Genomic DNA, 16,136 nt, shown 5'->3' with positions numbered 1-16,136 from the left:
GAGGAGGACGCCATGAGCGGCTATGCAGATGATGCGCGGAACCCGGAGCAGACGACAGGCGCCGGCGACGCGATGACGGGCGCGACGACAGACGCGACCACGGGTGCGACGCCAGGCGGGACGCCAGGTGCGATGCCGGGCACGGCGGCGGAGGCCCACGAGTACAACACCACGACGGATCACGAGGTGATCCGCAGGTGGGCAGAGGACCGTCACGCCACACCGGCGACGGTCGGAGGCTCCGAAGGCGACGGCATCGTCGGAGAGCTCCGTCTGGACTTCGACTTCGGCAACGACCTCGAAGACCTGCGGGCGGTCACCTGGGACGAGTGGTTCGTGGCCTTCGACGAGCGCGGCGACCAGTTCGTCTACCAGGAAACCACGCGCCCCGACGGGTCGCGTTCGAACGACTTCCACCTCGAGGAGCGGCGAGCGCGCTGAGCCGGACCGGGGCTGCGCGGGACAGACGCGCGGCCTCGGTGCGCGAGACTGGGCGCATGGGTTTCACTCGCGACGCGGCCACGGTGTCGCGAGCGCGGCCGGGCACCCGCAGGCGCGTGCTCGCGGCGGTGCTGCTGGTCCTCACCATCGGCGCAGGGCTGGTCGTCCACGCGGCGCTGCCCGACAGCAGCGCGACCGATATCGCCGGAGACGCGCTGTACGCCGTCGCCGCCTACCTGGCGGTGGTGCTGATCGCTCCCCGGCTGCGCGCGCTCGCCGTGGGCGGCATTGCGATGCTCTGGTGCGTCGGCGTCGAGCTGTTCCAGCTCACCGGCCTGCCGCTCGCGTGGGGCGCCGAGTTCGCCCCCGCGATGCTCGTGCTGGGGACGGTCTTCGACGCGCGCGACCTCGTCGTGTACATCGCGACCATCGCGGTCGCCACCGCGCTCGACGCCGTCGTCCGCTCCCGCACCCGAGCCGCGCGCTGACGGACGTCGGCGTGCCGACCCCTCACGAAGCAACGGGACGGATGCAGCGACCTCAGGCGCCGGCATCCGCTTGCGTGTCCGTGGCCCGGGCGCGGGCGACGACGATCCCGCGCTGAGAGGCGGGGAACCGGTCGAGCATCGCACGCAGCTCGGCGCCGTCGACGTCGGCGCCGAACGCCTCGGCGCCCGGCTCGAGCATGATGCCCGCGGCAAGGGGACCGGCGACCACCGGGTCGAATCCGAGATCGTCGACGAGCTGGGCCACGAGCGCCACGTCATCGGCGTCGTCGCCGGCGACGGCGATCGCCTTGCGCCCAGGAGTGCCGGCGGGCCGGGCCTCTTCGTCGAGGTCGCGGTAGCCCATGTGGTTGAAGGCCTTGACCACCCGTGAGCCCGGAAGGAAACGCTGCACGGTCTCGCTGGTCGACGTGCGCAGGTCGCCGAAGTCGGCCCGCAGCCCGTCGACCTCCCACCAGTAGTTCATGGCGTCGATGACGAGGGCGCCGTCCAGCCCATCGACCGGAAGGGTGCGGTGCTGGGGGAGCGGCAGCGCGAGGACGACCGCGTCGGCGTCGCGTGCGACGACGGACGCCGCGGCGGCGACCGCGCCCGGAGCCGCAGCGGCGAGGGTGGCGGCGATCCGCGACGGATCGCCCGACCCGGCGACGAGCACCTCGTACCCGGCAGCGACGGCGAGGCGTGCGAGCACCTGACCGACGCGTCCTGCGCCGATGATGCCGAGGACGCGGATCGCCCGGTCGGCCTCGCGACGGTCCGGCGCCTGCCGCTGATCTGGGCCGTCACTGCTCACCGGCCCAGGCTAGTCATCGGCGTGGAGTTGCGGCATCCGTCCTCGCAACAGACCATGGGGGGATGGGGGATGCCGAGACAGACGGCCCGGCTGCGGTCGAGCCCGCCGCGCCGGACGCACGGCCGACGACGCCGACCACGGCGCGTCGCCCGCTGCGCGTCTGGCTGCTCGTGGCGCTCGCCGCAGTGGTCGTCGCCGGCGGGCTGGCGGCGGCGTGGCTGCTGCAGCCGCCCGTCACCGAGGCATCCGCTCCGCCGTCGCCCTCGCCGACCCGGACGGCGACCACTCAACCCAGCCCGACGCCCACGCCGACACCCACGCCCGCCGGCTTCCCGGCGAACACGGCGGGGTACGACGTGACGACCCTGCCGCAGGTGAACGTCTTCGCCGTCATCCCCGGGCTGGCCGTCGACGACGCGGCGTTCACCGCTCCGCTGCCCCTGCGCGCGGTCGCGCTCGGGGTCGGTGCGCCCGTGTGGGCCGATCCGACCGCGCAGCCGGTCGCGTACCTGCCGCACGAGTTCCCATTCGACGGCACAGCCGTGCCGGTCGTCGAGGAGCAGGAGCACTGGGTGAAGGTGCTGCTGACCGGGCGCCAGGCGGTGCCGTCGCAGGGCAGCCCCGCCCAGGTCGCCGGCTGGCTGCGCAAGAGCGACGTCGAGGTGGCGCCGAGCGACACGAGCGTCGTGGTGAGCCTCTCGGGCCGCACGGTCGACATCGTCCGCGGCGGAGTGGCCGAGCGGATCGCGACGGACTTCGCGTGGGGCACGGATCGCACCCCCACACCGATGGGGCGCGCGTTCATCATGACGACGCGCGTCGTGCCCGAGTACGGCTACACACGTGGACACCCGATCGTGTACCTGTCGGTGCAGTCGCCGACGCTCGACGGCTTCGGGGGAGCGGATGTCGCGGTCACGGCCTTCCACTACCACGACGACCGTTCGGGGCCGATCTCGAACGGATGCCTCCGCGTCGATCCGACGGCGATCACGAAGCTCTCGGAGCTGCCGCTCGGAACGCCCGTGATCGTCAACCCCTGAGCGGAACGCTCCGGGAGTCCCGGGGACGCAGAGGGGGAGCCGATCAGACGAATGGTCGGGTGACGTCGATGATGCGGCGGAGGCACAGCTCGACCGCCGCACCCGCGGCCATCTTCGCCCGGCTTCCCGGCTCCGGGGCGCCCAGCGCGCTCTGATAGTCGGCGAGGGCCTCGCTCGCGCCCCGGAACCGGTCGGATGCCGCGGGGTCGCCGAGAGGGGTGGCGATCAGGTCGGCGGATTGCCGGATCGCGTGGGCCAGGCGCTCCCGTACGGCACCGGTCAGCGCGACGTTATCGGGCGCCTGCAGCTCGACCAGCAGGTCGATGAGCTCGCGGGTGAGGAACGCCGTGCGCTCGAGCGCGGCCATGCGGCGGGCATTCTCCTCCCGCTCCTCCTGGTGACGCCGGCGGCGCGGATTCGCGCGGGCGCTCTCGTCGGCTTCGTCGACGACCTCGGTGACCGCCGACCGCGTCGCGCCGAGGTCGTCCAGCGCCGCACGGAAGCGCTCGGGATCCAGCTGGTCGTCGGCGACGGCGTCCGCGGCGTCTCGCAGCACCCCCGTGACGGCGTCGCGCAGCGCGGACAGCCGCTCGCTCGCACGGCGGAGGTACAGGGGAGGGACGATGATGAGGTTGACCGCGATGCCCACCACCACGCCGAACGCCGTCGTGCCGAGGTACGAGATCGAGAAGCCCTCGGGATCGCCGCCGGCGGCCAGCAGCACGAACAGCGCCGCGAGGGCGACCCAGTCGCCGCCGGCGCCGAGCAGCCGCCAACCGCCGAGCAGCACGCCCACGCCGATGACCACTCCCAGCACCACACCGCCGGGTACCCCCAGCCGGAGGGCCGCGATGCCGCAGAGGCTGAGGGCGATGCCCAGCGCGAGTCCCATCAGCACCTGCCCGCCGACCTGGGCGGAACGGGCGATGGTCGGGTGCATGGTGACGAGCGCGCCGAGCGGGGCGTAGTAGGAGTACTGGTCCTCGGTGAACGGGATGAGCGGCGCCAGGTACCACGCCAGCACTGCCGCCAGCGAGGTCTTGATCGCCAGCAGCAGGCGCGGCTGATCGGCGAGGCGCGCGGTGTACGAGACGGCGCGGCGCAACGGCCGGGTGTGCTCGGCGATGGCGACCTCCCTCCCCGTCGGTCGCAGGCAAACGTACTCGCTCGACGTGCCGTGCACACCGGGCTTGCGTGCGCCGGGGTCCGCCGGTAGCCGATCGAAGAGGGGGCCCTCGACGCCGCACCACGTGGGATGCTGGAGACCACCCATCGTTCGATCCGGAGGATCCTCATGCAGCAGCGCGCTCTCGGCCGCACCGGACGCTCGGTCTCGGCGATCGGACTCGGCACCTGGCAGCTGGGCGCCGACTGGGGCGCGGTCTCTGAAGAGGACGCGACGGCGGTGCTCGCGGCATCCGTCGACAACGGCGTCACCCTCTTCGACACCGCCGATGTGTATGGCGACGGCCGCAGCGAGTCGATCATCGGGCGCTTCCTCGCCGCCCGGCCCGGCCATGGCATCACCGTCGCCACCAAGATGGGCCGGCGCCTGGCGCAGGAGCCCGAGAACTACACGCCCGAGAACTTCCGCGCGTGGACGGATCGGTCCCGCCGCAACCTGGCTGTCGACACGCTCGATCTCGTGCAGCTGCACTGCCCGCCGACCGCGGTGATCGAGGACGACGCCACCTACGACGCCCTCGACGACCTCGTCGCCGCCGGAGCGATCGCCGCGTACGGCGTGTCTGTCGAGACGTGCGCACAGGCGCTCGCCGCCATCGCGCGGCCGAACGTGACCAACGTGCAGATCATCTTCAACCCGTTCCGGCTCAAGCCGCTCGACGAGGTGCTGCCGGCGGCCGAGGCGGCGGGCGTCGCCGTCTTCGCCCGCGTGCCGCTCGCGTCGGGACTGCTGTCCGGAAAGTACACGGCAGACACGACGTTCGCCGCCGACGACCATCGCACGTACAACCGGCACGGCGAGGCGTTCGACCGGGGCGAGACGTTCTCGGGCGTCGAGTTCGAGACCGGCGTCCAGGCGGCCGCCGAGCTCGCGGGGGCCCTGCCCGACGGAGTGACGCTCCCCGCCGCGACCCTCGCGTGGATCGCCTCCCGGCCCGGCGTCACGAGCGTCATCCCGGGCGCCCGCAACGTGCGCCAGGCGTCATCGAACGCGGATGCCGCAGCCTTGCTCGACGGTGCGCAGCAGAAGACCGGTTTCGATGTCGCCGCCTTCGACCGAGTGGTCCGCGACGTGTACGACCGCGACCTGCGGGACGACATCCACCCGCTCTGGTGACCTCGGGGCGTTTCGTCTCGCTTCGCTCGCTCAACGACCGGATGCGTGCATGAGTTGCGGTCGTTGAGCGAGCGAGGAACGAGCGAGACGAAACGCCTCGAGTGTCCGCGAAGGGGGCGGGCGTGTTTCGTCGCTTCGCTCGCTCAACATCGGCACGTGACAGGCGGATGCCTCGGGCCGGCGTGAATCGCCGGGCCGAGGCATCCGTTCGCGCTCCGGCTTCTCCGCGTGTCAGGTGCGCTTCAGCTCCCGGCCGTGGACGATCAGCGCGTAGATCACGATGATGTCGAGCAGGATCATGATGAGGGACCACAGGGGCTGCACGGCGAGGAGTCCCATCTGGCTGATCGCGTTGATCGACACCAGGACGACACCGACGATGCGCGCCCAGGTGGCGCCCCGCAGCACGAAGATGCCGACCACGACGATGGCGGCGCCGATGATCAGATGCCACCAGCCCCAGCCCGCCGCGTCGAGCAGGATCACTGCTTCATCCGTGAGGAACAGGTACTCGTTCGAAGGCAGCAGGATCGCCGTCAGTCCCAGGAGGGCGTCGAACGCGCCCGCGATGATCATGACGATCCCGGCGAACACCACCCATCCGGTCCAGCTCTGCTCTTGCGGATCGGTCATGGCGTTCTCCTTGCCCGAAGGCCCGCGCGGCTCTGCGTGGGCGGTTGCTCGAATGGTAGATCCGAACCACCGCGCCGCAAAGGATGAAGGATGCCCCGGCCCTCGCGTGTCGCGTGAGCCGAGGCATCCGGTCCGGTCGTTGAGCGAGCGAGGAACGAGACGAAACGCCTGGGCTTGCGAGAGTCGCTTGCCGCGTTTCGTCTCGCTTCGCTCGCTCAACGACCGAGAGGGTTACGGCAGCGGGTAGTCGACCACGAACTGCGGCGTGCCGGTGTTCGTGTTGTCGGCCTGCCCGCCCACGCCGTTCACGACGTGCTGGACCGTGCCTGCCGACAGGTTCACCGTCATGATGTGGTGCAGCTGCACGCCGGGCGCCTCGGGCACCTCGAACCCGTTGGCCGTCAGGATCGACGGGTTGTTCTGGTTGAAGACGTACACGCCTGCGCCGTCGAGGCGGTGCGTGGCGACGTCATCGGCGACCTTGTACCCGGGGTAGCCGAGCGTGCCGTTCGGCTGCGTCCAGTCGGCCTGCGTCGCCGGATCGTACGGCAGCTCGTTCTGATAGAGCACGACGCGTCCGTTCTCGCCGTTCCAGACTGTGTTGTACGTCTGGAAATGCTCGACGAACAGGCCCGTCGCGGTCACATCGTCGCCGTTGACGATCACGCCGACGGTGCCGGTGTTGGTCTGCCACCGGTCCGTGTCGCCGTTGACGCCGTTCGTGAAGCCTTCGACGCCGTGGTCGCCGCGCCACACCCAGGTGTGGTCGATGAGCACGTCGTCGGCGTTCACCTCGAGCGCCGTGGTCGTCTTGCCGATGTGGGGCCCGCCGACGCGGAAGTACACGTCGCTGAGCGTGATCGGGTTCGCCGGGTCGAGCGCCTTGTCGCTGTCGGCGGCGCCCACGCGCAGCAGCACCGGCGAGAGCTCGGTGCCCGCGTCGATCGTGACGCCCGCGACGACGATGCCGTCGGCATCCTTCACCTCGAGCGGCACCGCACCGCCGACCGCGGTGAGGGTCGCATGCCCGAGCCCGAGCACGACGGTGTTCGCGCGCTTGACCTTGATCGTCTGGGCGATGTCGTACACGCCGGGCGTCAGGATCAGGTGCTGGCCGCGTGCGAGCGCGTTGTTGATGTCCTTCACCGAGTCGGCCGGGGTGGCGATGTAGAAGTCGGTGATCGGGATGCTGCGCCCCGCCGTCTCGCCGTCGGCCCAGGTGACGCCGCTCGACTCGTGCTGCGCCGCGGGCACCCGCACGTTGTAGCGACCGTCGTCGTCGACGTACAGGTACGGCTTCTCGCGGCTGACCGGCGTCGTGTCGAGCGTCGTGTACGGCGGGTCCGGGAATCCGGCGTCGTCGGGTGCGCCCACGACGCCCGAGAAGACCTGGTTCCAGACGGCGTTCGACCAGCCCGCGACCTCGCTGTTGCGGATCAGCCACTGCTGCTGCGAGCCGTTGATCACGTTGGGCAGGCGCGAATCGGCGATGAAGCCGCCGCTGGCGTACTGCGGACCGGCGGTGCAGTAGTCCATGAGCGACAGGTTGCCGCCCGCGACGTCGAGACGTCGCATCGAGACCGCCTGCGACACCGCCCAGAAGTCGGTGCCGGTGCGGCAGCCGCGGTCCGCGGCCTGGATGTCGATCGACAGGTTCGAGATCGTGCGCCAGAAGTTGACGAGCGCGAGGCAGTTGCCCGTGCCGCCGTCGGCGAGGCAGCGGTTGTAGACCTCGACGGCACCGTGGACGGTGACGTCCTCGGGCGACGCGCCCAGGCCTGCGATCTCGGTGTAGTAGCCGACCTTCACCTGCAGCGGATCCGCCGCCGACCCGTACTCGCCGGGCAGGAAGTAGACCGCCTGGCGTTCGGTGCTCATCTCGGCATCGACCTGCTGGGCGTGCAGGGCGTCGAGATCGGCCCGGATGTCGGCGACGGGCGTGTCGGGGGAGTAGATCGTCACGTTCGGCCCGAAGTCGGGGTGGAACGGATCGACCGTGCGCGGCGGCGCCGCGGTGGCGGGCGTCGCGAGCAGGGCGCTCGCGATCAGCGCGGTGCCGGTGGCGACCGCCGCGATGCGCGCGGCGCGTGCGGTCCGTGCAGTGCGCGCGGCGCGTGCCGTGCGTGCGGTCGGCGCCGTGAGGCGGGGAACGGGGGCGGGCATGGGGAGTCCTCTCCGTTGAGGGTGGGAGTGCGCGGCGGGGATGCCGATTACTTACTGGAATGTAACCAACCATGGGAGCGGTCTCAAGCATCAATGTCGGAGAGCGTTTGCTCGTCCCGTCAGAAGTCGAGGCGCATCACGAGCCGTCGCTTCGTCGGATGCGACACCTCGCGGAAACCGGCAGCGAGGAACGGACCGACGGGTCCGACGTTGAGCTCGTCCCAGATGACGCTCGCGCCGCCGGTCAGCATCGGGTAGCCCTCGATGGCCGCCGCGCCGCGGGAACGGGCGTGCTCGGCGGCCGCGGCGACGAGCGCATACGTGAGTCCCTGGCGGCGATAGCCCTTGCGCACGATCATGCAGGCGATCGCCCAGACGGTGTCGTCGTCGGGGTCTTCGTCGCGCCCCTGCCACGGCACGGGCGACCCGCGGACGCGTCCGTAGACGCCGCGCCGGTCCACTGCGCACCAGGCGACGGGCTCGTCGTCGCGATAGGCGACGATGCCGATCGTCTCGGTCGCGCGCGGGTCGTCGCAGTGGGTCTCGGCGCGCAGGATCGCGGCGCGTTCCGATTCGGGCATGTACCACCAGTCGTGATCGCCCAGGCGCTGGCGCTGGCATTGGCAGCGCCCGGCGACGCCCGTGAGGACCGCCTGCAGGTCGTCCCACGACGCCTCATTGGCGGGCACGACGCGCAGTCCGCTCATGTCGGCAGGCTAGCGCCGCCTGCCGACACGGCGGGAGTAGGGTGGCGCTTGTGCCCCTCGCCCCTCGCGTCGCCGTGGTCATCCCGTGCCGGAACGACGCGGCATATCTGGATGCATGCCTCGCCGCGCTCGCGGCGCAGACGCACCCCGCCGACGTGTTGATCGTCGTCGACAACGCCAGCACGGATGCCTCGGCCGCCGTCGCGCGTGTCTACGATGCGGTCGTCGTGGAGGAGTCGTCGATCGGCATCTGGCCGGCCGCGGCGCGCGGCTACGACGAGGCGCTGGAGCAGGCCGACATCATCGCGCGGCTCGACGCCGACTCGCGGCCGCATCCCGACTGGATCGCAAGGCTGGTGCGCGCATTCGTGTCCGACCCGACACTTGGCGTGCTCACCGGCGGGGCCGAGTTCTACGGCGGGACGCCGCTGCAGAACTACCTCGGTGAGCGCTGGTACATCGGCGGCGGCCACTACTGGATCAAGAAGTGGCTCGGCATCCCGCTGGTCTTCGGGTCGAACTTCGCGATGCGTGCCCAGGTGTGGGAGCGCGTGCGCGACCACGTCGATCGTGACAACGCCCGCATCCACGACGACCTCGACCTGACCATCCGCCTGCGGCCGTCCGACGGCGTCCGCTACGACCCACAGTTGCGCATGCCGGTGTCGGCGCGCCCGGTGCAGACCCTCTCGGGCCTGTCGCGCCGGGTGTTCAAGGTCGCGTCGACCTTCGCGGTGAGCTGGCCCGAGGGTGCAAAGTGGCGCCGCGCACAGCCATCGGCGGGTTCCGCATCAGCCGCCGAGTGGGTTCCCGACGGCGACGACTGGGCCGCCGGATACGGCCGCTGACGCCGTCCGCGTCCGCGCGCTGCTGCGGCCGCCGATGACCCGGCGCTGACGCCGTTGCAGCCGTCCGCGTCCGCGTCCGCGAGCTGTCCCCACCTCCGTCGCCGCACATTTGTCAACCCCCAGGCGTCGCCGCTCGACGCGGTCTTAACCTTCGGCGTGGGAGGGGTTTTCGGCGTTGACGAATCCACCCCGACGCGAGAGAGACGGCGACCCGAGGATGGAGCAACCCGAATGCTCCGCCCCCGGGTCGCTTCTCGCGACACTGCGCGGCAGCACACCGGCGGGACGTCAGAACAGGGGCATGCCGGCGACGACGTACACGGCGGCCGCCAGCACGAGGATGTTCACCCCGACCGTGCCCCAGAACGCCCGGCGGAATGAGCGCTTGCGCGTCTTGTGCCGGAACAGCTGCTGCGCGACGATCGCTCCGGGCCAGCCGCCGACGAGTCCGAGCAGGAGCAGCGTCTGCTCCGGGACGCGCCCTGCGCTGCGGCGGGCCGCCGACTTGTCGATCCCATAGGCGGCGAACGTGATGAGGCTCGCGGCGCCGTAGAGCGCCGGCAGCCACCACGCGAGTCCGAACAGGAAGTACGCGACGGTGAACGCCGCGGCGAAGACGAGCAGCGTGATCCAGCTGAGCGCCGGGGGAAGCGGCTTCGAGAGGTCGCGGCCCGGCCGGTCCGGCGTGGCGAGAGGTGGCCGGGGGCGCGCGTTCGACATGCGCTTGATCCTATGGGGGAGGCCCGGCGTACGTTGTCAGCATGCATGAGCTCACCGAAGAGGCGCTGGTGGCGGCATCCGTCGATGTCGTGTGGCGCGAGTTCACCGTCGCAGGTCTTCTCGCCGAGTGGTTCTGGCCACCCCGCTTCGAGACGACCGCGGTCGTCGAGGTGCGCGAGTTGGGTCGCTGGGAGGTGCGGTCGGCGCCGGCCGGCATCGCCGTCGAGGCGACGGTGCTCACGTTCGAAGCGCGGCGCGCGCTGCGGCTCGCGTGGCGGTGGGCGGGGGAGGAGCACGCGACCGATGTCGAGGTCGTGCTGGAGCCGGCAGCGGATGCCGCGACCCGCGTCATCGTGCGCCAGTCCGGTTTTGCGAGCGGCGAGGAGCGCGATCAGCACATCGACGGCTGGTCGAGCTGCCTGCAACGCCTGGTGGACCGCCACGGTGGGCCTCCCGGCGAGCACCTGTGACGCGTGTCCCCGGCCGACGGTAGCGTCGAAAGGTGATCATCGAGTTCGACAGCGATGTGTTCCGCTGGGCTGCACGGGAGGACTCCTCGTGGTTCTTCACGGCGGTCCCGCCTGAGCTGAGCGAGGAGATCCGCGAGATCCCGCGGCCGTACCGCGGATTCGGCTCCGTGCGCGTGCGCGCGCGGATCGGCGGCAGCGAGTGGACGACGTCGATCTTCCCGTCGTCCGACTCGGGTTCGTACGTGCTGCCGCTCAAGAAGGCGGTCAGGGATGCCGAGCAACTCGTCGACGGTGGCCCGGTGACCGTGCGACTCGAGGTGCTGGACGGCTGAGTCCGTGAGCGGGCGTGGGTGTTCGTCCGTGGAGCGGTCGCCTCTCGGTAGATGATGCTCGCCGGTGAGGCATGGCCGGCGCGGGAAAGCAGCGGTGGCGTGCTCGCTGTTCCGCGTTCACACTGGACATGAGGTGACAAGCAGAGCTATGGCACTCGCAGTCCCATCGGTCCGGTATGTTGGCCGCAGCGAGAATCATTCTGCTGGGGAGCATGATGTCGGACGGGTCTCAGGGGGGACCGCCGCCCGGGTGGTACGCGGACACGTCGCGCACCGACCGCCTGCGGTGGTGGGACGGTGCTGCGTGGACGGACCAGTTCCGCCTCCCGGAATCGGATGCCGCAGCCCCGGCTGACCCGCCCGTCGACGCTGCCGCACCGATGAGTCGGGCGCAGCTCCGCGCATCGCGTCCGATCCCGGCGAATGCGGGGACGACTGCGAACGAGGTGCCCGCCGGCGGAGCATCGGTGGACGATGTGCCTCCCGTCGGAGCATCGGGCGGCGAGCGGTCGGGCGAGGCGCCGGGTTCGGCGCCCGTGTGGCCGGCCCCGTCGTCGCTGGCCGCCCCTGCGCCGGCACGGGATGCGACTCCGGTGCCGATGGACGCCGCGCCCGCGGCATCCGACTCCGCACCGGTCGTGCCGCCTGCTGCCACGAAGCCTCCGTCGCCCGGTGGACCGATGACGACAGGGGCCCGCGCGACGCGGTCCGGCGGCATTCCCGACCAGATCGCGCCGCGCCGCATCGCGCCGGGCGCCGATCGGATGCCCACACCGATCGTGTACGAGCCTGTCTCGAGCTCGTACGTGGGTGGGATGCGACCGCCGATTCCGGAGGCCGCGCCCGCGAACATCCCTGCTCGTGCGGCGATCGTGATGATCGCCCTGGCGGCGATCGGTGGCGTGGCGGTGGTCGTGTGGCTCGCGAGCCGGGATCAGGCGATCGCCGGCATGGTGAGCCTGGTCAGCGTGGCCCTCGCAGCCGGCGCGTTCTTCCTCGCGATCGGCGGACTCATCGTCTCCCGGCAGCGGAGGACGAGTCGTGTCATGTCCGTGGTCGCCCTGGCAGTATCGGTCGTGCTCGTGGCATGGCTCGTCTTCGTCGCGACCGAGTTGGCGCTCGCGATTCTGGCCTGACGGATTCTGCGCTGCGGCGTGATCAGGGCGCTACGGCGTGATGCAGGCGCTGCTGCCTGATCCAGGCGCGTCGGCGATCCAGCTGCTACGGCGTGCTCCGGGCACGACGGAGTGAACCGGGCGCTGCTGCGTGATCCGGGTATAACGGCGTGATCCGGGTATACGTGGTCCGGGTATAACGGCGTGATCCGGGTATACGTGGTCCGGGTATAACGGCGTGATCCGGGTATACGTGGTCCGGGTATAACGGCGTGATCCGGGTATACGTGATCCGGGTATAACGGCGTGATCCGGGTATACGTGATCCGGGTATAACGGCGTGATCCGGGCGCTGCTGCGTGCTCCGGGTACGACGGCGTGCTCCGGGTACGACGGCGTGATTCAGGCACGTCGCGTGATCCGGGCGCTAGTGGTTCATCCAGGAGGTAGGTGGTGAACCAGGCACGACGGCGCGATCCGGCTCGGTTTGCGCGGCGTGGATGGGCGGTGTCACCAGGGCGCTGGTTCGGTGGGCACGGTGAGGGTCGTGGGGGAGACCCACCATGTTGCTCCGGTCACGTCGTCTCTGTAGAGCGTCCATTTGCTCTTCGACTTGAGTACGTGGTGCCCCTCGCAGAGTGGCGCGAGGTTGGTGTCGACCGTCGCGCCGCCGTGTTGCCATTCGAGTCGATGATCGATGTTGCAGTCGCGGGCGGCGCGTCTGCAGCCCGGTCCGATGCAGACCGTGTCGCGCACGCCGAGCCATCGTCGCAGTGCCTTCGGAACCCGGTAGGTGGTGCGATCGACGTCGAGGACGGTGCCGCTGATCGGGTGCGTGAGGATCCGTACCCAGCTGGATGCCTCCCCGGCGAGCCGACGGGCGGTCTCGATGTCGATGGGGCCGTACCCGTCGAGGGTGGCGGGTTCGTCGTCGAGACCGAGCAGCGTCATAACCGGCACGGTGATTGCGACGGACGGGCGAGGCGCACGTGTGTCTGATCCGGCGAGCGCCGCCGTCGTCATGAGGTCGAGAAGTGCGTCGGCGCGGAGCTGCGCGACGGTTCGTTCCTCACCCGGCTGAACGCTCTCGTGGTGGGCGCGGGCGTCGGCGTGGTCGTACAGGGCGAACACCCGGTCGGCGGGGCCGAGCACCGTGAGCGTCGCCATGCCGTCGTGTTCGGCCTCGAACCACGCGTTGCGATCCTTTGCCGCGCGCTGGTGGCGCACTTCGAGGGACTCGGGGTGAACGCGCTCGCGGACCACGCGGGCGCGCAGCCGAAACTTGCCGGGCGGCAGCTGCTGCGCCCCCGTCTCGAGGGTCTCGTCGAACCGTTCCCAGGCTTCGGCGGCGTCATCGGGAAGCGAGGCCGCCAGCTGGGCCGCGGCGGCCGCATTCTGCGCTGGCAAGCGCCCGGCGCGAAATGCGTCCCAGATCCGAGGGCATCGCTCGCGGAGCGTGTCGGCATGTGCGGCGCGAGTGCGAACCGCCGTCTCCGACATCCCCAACCGCGTCGCAACGTCGAGCGCTGCCGCCCGCACGGCGATGTTGCGGCGTTCCGCGCGCACCGCAGCGACCGAGCGACCCTGCGGGTCACGCCAGTCGGGGTCGTGGGTCGGATCGGCTCCGACCCAGGGGTCGGGGCAGGCCGCGGCATCCGTCAGAATCATCGCGATGGCGGCGTACTCGTCGGCGATGAGCACGCGGGCACGAACACTCAGGCCCTCGAGCGCGGTGACCGCCGCGGTGTGGGCCTCGCCACTCGAGTAGAGCGCCGCGACGGCGACATCGGGAGGAGTCAGCGCCGGATCATCAGGGTCATCGGGCGCCCAGAACCAGTCGTCGGCATAGTCAGCGCGCCACTCCAGATCATCGAGGGTGTTCGCTGAGATATCCATATCTGAAGGATACCAAGGTTTACGCAGTATAGAAAGTATGTTCGAGAAAAGCAGCCTCGAAATATCGTTCCGCAGTGACCGTGGCGCACCTGCCGCGCCGGCGAGTGATGTCCCGACTCGTGATCCTCCGCGCGATCGTGTCGGACGTCTAGCCCGGCGCGTACACGGGTCTCGCGCTTGCGTGTCGGGCGCTGCACGGTGATGACGGCGCCGACGATCGGACGCAGGAATGCGGCGATCCGTCATGAGACTCCCGACCGCCCAGACACCGGGCTGAGCCGCCGCAGGTATCTCCGTACCGCCGGCATCGCACTCGGAGATGTGGTGAAGCGACTTGAGGAAGTCCTGAGGCAACACTGCATGCGCTCGCGTTGACATGAAGGGGCTGAGTCTGACACCGTCGACGGCGGGAGGGGACCCGCGTTTGGGCGCGTGTCTCGAACCCAGCTCTGACAGAGTCTGGGAGTTCGTTACTGGGGTTACATGTGAACCGGTACTTGCTGTGCCGGCGGTCAGAGCTGACCAATCAATTCACACACTGGGGAGACACTGCGCCATGCGTGCAACTATCAAGAACTATGTTGAGGCGGCGAATCGTCGCCGTGAAGAAGAAGGCGAAGAGGGCTTCTCGCTCATCGAGCTCATCATCGTCGTCGTGATCCTGGGGATCCTCGTCGCGATCGCGATCCCGATCTTCGCCAACATCCAGAGCAGCGCCGAGACCAACGCGGTCAAGGCTGCCGCCGCGGAGAGCGCCACCGCGGTGGCGGCTGCGCTCGCCGACAACGACACGAACACGACAGTGACCACCGCGATTGCGCCGTACAACGTGACAGGTGCCAAGATCACGGCGGCCACCGTGAATGCCGCGGGAGCAGCTTTCACGCCGACGAAGGTTGAGGAGGTCTGCGTGAAGGCCTCCGGCTTTGGTACTACGGCGGCGCCGCTTACGGCGGAGTCGGGGCCAGGCTGCTGACCGAGTCAACCGCCGGATCGGTTGGCTTCGCTAAGTCTCCGTGAACGCTGGTTCGCATGCGGGGCCGGGGCGTTGCTCCTCGGCCCCGTATGACATGATGATCAGGGATTCTGCCACTTGGGGAGGTGTGCGGATGAGGGGTCGTAGCACTGATGCTGCGGGGTTCAGCCTTGTCGAAGTGATCATCGCGATGTTCTTGCTGGGCATCGTCGCGGTGGCGATACTTCCTGCCCTCTGGCAGGGGATCATGCTGTCGTCGCAGCAGGCGTCCACAGCGACCGCGACGCGCTACATGAACTCCATCGTTGACGACGCGCGAGCAACGCCGACCTGTCCCTACCTCGGTTCGATCGCAGCACGGCCTGCCGTGACCGACGGACGTGGGGTCTCTCTTTCGGCGTCCACGAGCTCCGTTACCGGGTGCGCCCCCGGCGCGACAGCCACATTGACCGTCAACATCGTCGGCGAGGGACGCACCCTCGCCACGAGCACTGCACTCATCTACGTCCCATGACACGTCGCACGAGCACGACCGACGACGACGGACTCGGCCTGATCGAGCTCATCGTCGCCATCGTCGTGAGCGGAATCGTCATCGCCGCGATCGCGACGATCTTCGTCAACTCGTGGCGCACGCAGGAACAGGTGACCAGCGTGACCCAGGCGACCAACCGCGGGCAGCTCGTCTCATCGACAATCGAGCGGGCGATGCGCAACGCGCTCTACTTCGACGTCACGGAAAGCGGCACAGTACTGCGGGTGAGCACCTCGCTCACCGGCGACCTCAAATGCCAGGGCTTCCGCCTCACCGATCCGGGCGCTCAGTTCACCACCGATTCCGGCACGCTGTCGTCCCCCAGCACCGCGTGGCCGACCTGGCAGACAGGTATCACGAAGGAGGGCACAACGCCCTACTTCGTCCGCACGACAGCGAACTCGCTGACCTACACGTTCAAGATCACGACCGATGCAGCGCCGGTCACGTTCTCGGCCGACATTGCGCCCCGGTCGATTCAAGAAGCAGGGAGCGACGGATGCTGGTGATCGATCGGCTGCGCAGGACTCAACAGCGCACGGATGCACGTCCCGACGACGACGGGGCCGTGCTGGTGACCGTGGTGGTCGTGATGTTCGTCGGCTTCATCATCGCGGCGACCATCGCCGCGTCCGTGGTCTTCACGATCGGCGCGA

The 16,136-nt window shown here is 69.9% G+C and carries 18 protein-coding genes and 1 pseudogene; 12 read left to right on the top strand and 7 right to left on the bottom strand.

The features are described 5' to 3' along the window. Positions 1 to 12: 12 nt before the first annotated feature. Both MRBLMI12_RS17890 and MRBLMI12_RS17885 read left to right on the top strand, forming a co-directional pair. Positions 13 to 441: a hypothetical protein gene (locus tag MRBLMI12_RS17890; protein ID WP_363357589.1), complete on the top strand. Its 429-nt coding sequence runs from the start codon at positions 13 to 15 to the stop codon at positions 439 to 441. Between the two features lie 56 nt (positions 442 to 497). Then, positions 498 to 929 (top strand): DUF2809 domain-containing protein, encoded by a 432-nt coding sequence (locus MRBLMI12_RS17885; protein WP_363357588.1) that lies wholly within the window; start codon positions 498 to 500, stop codon positions 927 to 929. A gap of 52 nt (positions 930 to 981) precedes the next feature. Here MRBLMI12_RS17885 and MRBLMI12_RS17880 read toward each other — a convergent pair whose 3' ends face one another. Further along, on the bottom strand, positions 982 to 1,740 hold the full coding sequence (locus MRBLMI12_RS17880; RefSeq protein ID WP_363357587.1) for an NADPH-dependent F420 reductase: 759 nt from the start codon (positions 1,738 to 1,740) through the stop codon (positions 982 to 984). 62 nt (positions 1,741 to 1,802) lie between these two features. On the opposite strand from MRBLMI12_RS17880, the gene MRBLMI12_RS17875 reads away from it, so the two are divergent. Next, positions 1,803 to 2,783, top strand: a complete 981-nt coding sequence (locus MRBLMI12_RS17875) for a L,D-transpeptidase (RefSeq protein WP_363357586.1) — start codon at positions 1,803 to 1,805, stop codon at positions 2,781 to 2,783. A gap of 43 nt (positions 2,784 to 2,826) precedes the next feature. Here MRBLMI12_RS17875 and MRBLMI12_RS17870 read toward each other — a convergent pair whose 3' ends face one another. Next, positions 2,827 to 4,056, bottom strand: a complete 1,230-nt coding sequence (locus tag MRBLMI12_RS17870; RefSeq protein WP_363357585.1) for an FUSC family protein — start codon at positions 4,054 to 4,056, stop codon at positions 2,827 to 2,829. 21 nt (positions 4,057 to 4,077) lie between these two features. Between MRBLMI12_RS17870 and MRBLMI12_RS17865 the strand changes: the two genes are divergently transcribed. After that, complete coding sequence (locus tag MRBLMI12_RS17865) at positions 4,078 to 5,085, top strand: aldo/keto reductase (protein ID WP_363357584.1); 1,008 nt, start codon at positions 4,078 to 4,080, stop codon at positions 5,083 to 5,085. A gap of 231 nt (positions 5,086 to 5,316) precedes the next feature. On the opposite strand, the gene MRBLMI12_RS17860 is transcribed toward MRBLMI12_RS17865, so the two are convergent. The 3 genes from MRBLMI12_RS17860 to MRBLMI12_RS17850 all read right to left on the bottom strand — a co-directional run bounded on the left by MRBLMI12_RS17860 (position 5,317) and on the right by MRBLMI12_RS17850 (position 8,588). Continuing rightward, the gene (locus MRBLMI12_RS17860; RefSeq protein ID WP_349427792.1) at positions 5,317 to 5,718 is read right to left on the bottom strand and encodes a DUF7144 family membrane protein; all 402 of its coding nucleotides are present in this window, start codon (positions 5,716 to 5,718) and stop codon (positions 5,317 to 5,319) included. 231 nt (positions 5,719 to 5,949) lie between these two features. Continuing rightward, positions 5,950 to 7,881, bottom strand: a complete 1,932-nt coding sequence (locus MRBLMI12_RS17855; RefSeq protein ID WP_363357583.1) for a glycosyl hydrolase family 28-related protein — start codon at positions 7,879 to 7,881, stop codon at positions 5,950 to 5,952. Between the two features lie 119 nt (positions 7,882 to 8,000). Then, positions 8,001 to 8,588 carry a GNAT family N-acetyltransferase gene (locus MRBLMI12_RS17850; RefSeq protein WP_363357582.1) on the bottom strand — a complete coding sequence of 196 codons (588 nt, stop codon included), beginning with the start codon at positions 8,586 to 8,588 and terminating at the stop codon, positions 8,001 to 8,003. A gap of 50 nt (positions 8,589 to 8,638) precedes the next feature. Here MRBLMI12_RS17850 and MRBLMI12_RS17845 point away from each other — a divergent pair, with 50 nt between their 5' ends. Then, entirely contained in the window at positions 8,639 to 9,436 is a 798-nt protein-coding gene (locus MRBLMI12_RS17845; protein ID WP_363357581.1) for a glycosyltransferase, read from the top strand. Between the two features lie 288 nt (positions 9,437 to 9,724). Here MRBLMI12_RS17845 and MRBLMI12_RS17840 read toward each other — a convergent pair whose 3' ends face one another. Next, positions 9,725 to 10,156: a DUF1294 domain-containing protein gene (locus MRBLMI12_RS17840; RefSeq protein WP_363357580.1), complete on the bottom strand. Its 432-nt coding sequence runs from the start codon at positions 10,154 to 10,156 to the stop codon at positions 9,725 to 9,727. A gap of 41 nt (positions 10,157 to 10,197) precedes the next feature. On the opposite strand from MRBLMI12_RS17840, the gene MRBLMI12_RS17835 reads away from it, so the two are divergent. From MRBLMI12_RS17835 to MRBLMI12_RS17820, 4 genes and pseudogenes are all read left to right on the top strand, one after another. After that, complete coding sequence (locus MRBLMI12_RS17835; protein ID WP_363357579.1) at positions 10,198 to 10,626, top strand: SRPBCC family protein; 429 nt, start codon at positions 10,198 to 10,200, stop codon at positions 10,624 to 10,626. Positions 10,627 to 10,658: 32 nt separating this feature from the next. Next, a complete protein-coding gene (locus MRBLMI12_RS17830) occupies positions 10,659 to 10,958 on the top strand; it encodes a DUF1905 domain-containing protein (RefSeq protein WP_349427786.1) in 300 nt (99 codons plus the stop codon). A gap of 176 nt (positions 10,959 to 11,134) precedes the next feature. Next, positions 11,135 to 11,290 (top strand): annotated as a pseudogene (locus tag MRBLMI12_RS17825) (DUF2510 domain-containing protein); the annotation flags it as partial. A gap of 135 nt (positions 11,291 to 11,425) precedes the next feature. Beyond that, a complete protein-coding gene (locus MRBLMI12_RS17820; RefSeq protein ID WP_363357655.1) occupies positions 11,426 to 12,094 on the top strand; it encodes a hypothetical protein in 669 nt (222 codons plus the stop codon). Positions 12,095 to 12,583: 489 nt separating this feature from the next. On the opposite strand, the gene MRBLMI12_RS17815 is transcribed toward MRBLMI12_RS17820, so the two are convergent. After that, on the bottom strand, positions 12,584 to 13,969 hold the full coding sequence (locus tag MRBLMI12_RS17815; protein ID WP_363357578.1) for an HNH endonuclease signature motif containing protein: 1,386 nt from the start codon (positions 13,967 to 13,969) through the stop codon (positions 12,584 to 12,586). 556 nt (positions 13,970 to 14,525) lie between these two features. Between MRBLMI12_RS17815 and MRBLMI12_RS17810 the strand changes: the two genes are divergently transcribed. The 3 genes from MRBLMI12_RS17810 to MRBLMI12_RS22255 all read left to right on the top strand — a co-directional run bounded on the left by MRBLMI12_RS17810 (position 14,526) and on the right by MRBLMI12_RS22255 (position 15,989). Next, positions 14,526 to 14,945: a type II secretion system protein gene (locus tag MRBLMI12_RS17810; RefSeq protein ID WP_363357577.1), complete on the top strand. Its 420-nt coding sequence runs from the start codon at positions 14,526 to 14,528 to the stop codon at positions 14,943 to 14,945. Between the two features lie 94 nt (positions 14,946 to 15,039). After that, the gene (locus MRBLMI12_RS17805; RefSeq protein WP_363357576.1) at positions 15,040 to 15,459 is read left to right on the top strand and encodes a type IV pilus modification PilV family protein; all 420 of its coding nucleotides are present in this window, start codon (positions 15,040 to 15,042) and stop codon (positions 15,457 to 15,459) included. Next, positions 15,456 to 15,989, top strand: a complete 534-nt coding sequence (locus tag MRBLMI12_RS22255) for a PilW family protein (RefSeq protein ID WP_414686228.1) — start codon at positions 15,456 to 15,458, stop codon at positions 15,987 to 15,989. Before MRBLMI12_RS17805 ends, MRBLMI12_RS22255 begins: the two co-directional genes overlap by 4 nt. The last annotated feature ends 147 nt before the right edge of the window (positions 15,990 to 16,136 follow it).

This window comes from Microbacterium sp. LMI12-1-1.1 (assembly GCF_040676455.1).
Classification (GTDB): domain Bacteria; phylum Actinomycetota; class Actinomycetes; order Actinomycetales; family Microbacteriaceae; genus Microbacterium.
The sequence above is the reverse complement of the archived record's forward strand: the minus strand, read 5'-3'. Positions and strand labels throughout refer to the sequence as shown.

Excerpts from the sequence above, each read along its gene's own strand:
- MRBLMI12_RS17865 (WP_363357584.1), top strand. The coding sequence starts at position 4,078 with ATGCAGCAGCGCGCTCTCGGCCGCACCGGACGCTCGGTCTCGGCGATC.
- MRBLMI12_RS17805 (WP_363357576.1), top strand. The coding sequence starts at position 15,040 with ATGATGATCAGGGATTCTGCCACTTGGGGAGGTGTGCGGATGAGGGGT.
- MRBLMI12_RS17860 (WP_349427792.1), bottom strand. The coding sequence starts at position 5,718 with ATGACCGATCCGCAAGAGCAGAGCTGGACCGGATGGGTGGTGTTCGCC.
- MRBLMI12_RS17815 (WP_363357578.1), bottom strand. The coding sequence starts at position 13,969 with ATGGATATCTCAGCGAACACCCTCGATGATCTGGAGTGGCGCGCTGAC.
- MRBLMI12_RS17870 (WP_363357585.1), bottom strand. The coding sequence starts at position 4,056 with ATGGGTGGTCTCCAGCATCCCACGTGGTGCGGCGTCGAGGGCCCCCTC.
- MRBLMI12_RS17840 (WP_363357580.1), bottom strand. The coding sequence starts at position 10,156 with ATGTCGAACGCGCGCCCCCGGCCACCTCTCGCCACGCCGGACCGGCCG.
- MRBLMI12_RS17855 (WP_363357583.1), bottom strand. The coding sequence starts at position 7,881 with ATGCCCGCCCCCGTTCCCCGCCTCACGGCGCCGACCGCACGCACGGCA.
- MRBLMI12_RS17850 (WP_363357582.1), bottom strand. The coding sequence starts at position 8,588 with ATGAGCGGACTGCGCGTCGTGCCCGCCAATGAGGCGTCGTGGGACGAC.
- MRBLMI12_RS17810 (WP_363357577.1), top strand. The coding sequence starts at position 14,526 with ATGCGTGCAACTATCAAGAACTATGTTGAGGCGGCGAATCGTCGCCGT.
- MRBLMI12_RS17890 (WP_363357589.1), top strand. The coding sequence starts at position 13 with ATGAGCGGCTATGCAGATGATGCGCGGAACCCGGAGCAGACGACAGGC.
- MRBLMI12_RS17835 (WP_363357579.1), top strand. The coding sequence starts at position 10,198 with ATGCATGAGCTCACCGAAGAGGCGCTGGTGGCGGCATCCGTCGATGTC.
- MRBLMI12_RS17875 (WP_363357586.1), top strand. The coding sequence starts at position 1,803 with ATGGGGGATGCCGAGACAGACGGCCCGGCTGCGGTCGAGCCCGCCGCG.
- MRBLMI12_RS17885 (WP_363357588.1), top strand. The coding sequence starts at position 498 with ATGGGTTTCACTCGCGACGCGGCCACGGTGTCGCGAGCGCGGCCGGGC.
- MRBLMI12_RS22255 (WP_414686228.1), top strand. The coding sequence starts at position 15,456 with ATGACACGTCGCACGAGCACGACCGACGACGACGGACTCGGCCTGATC.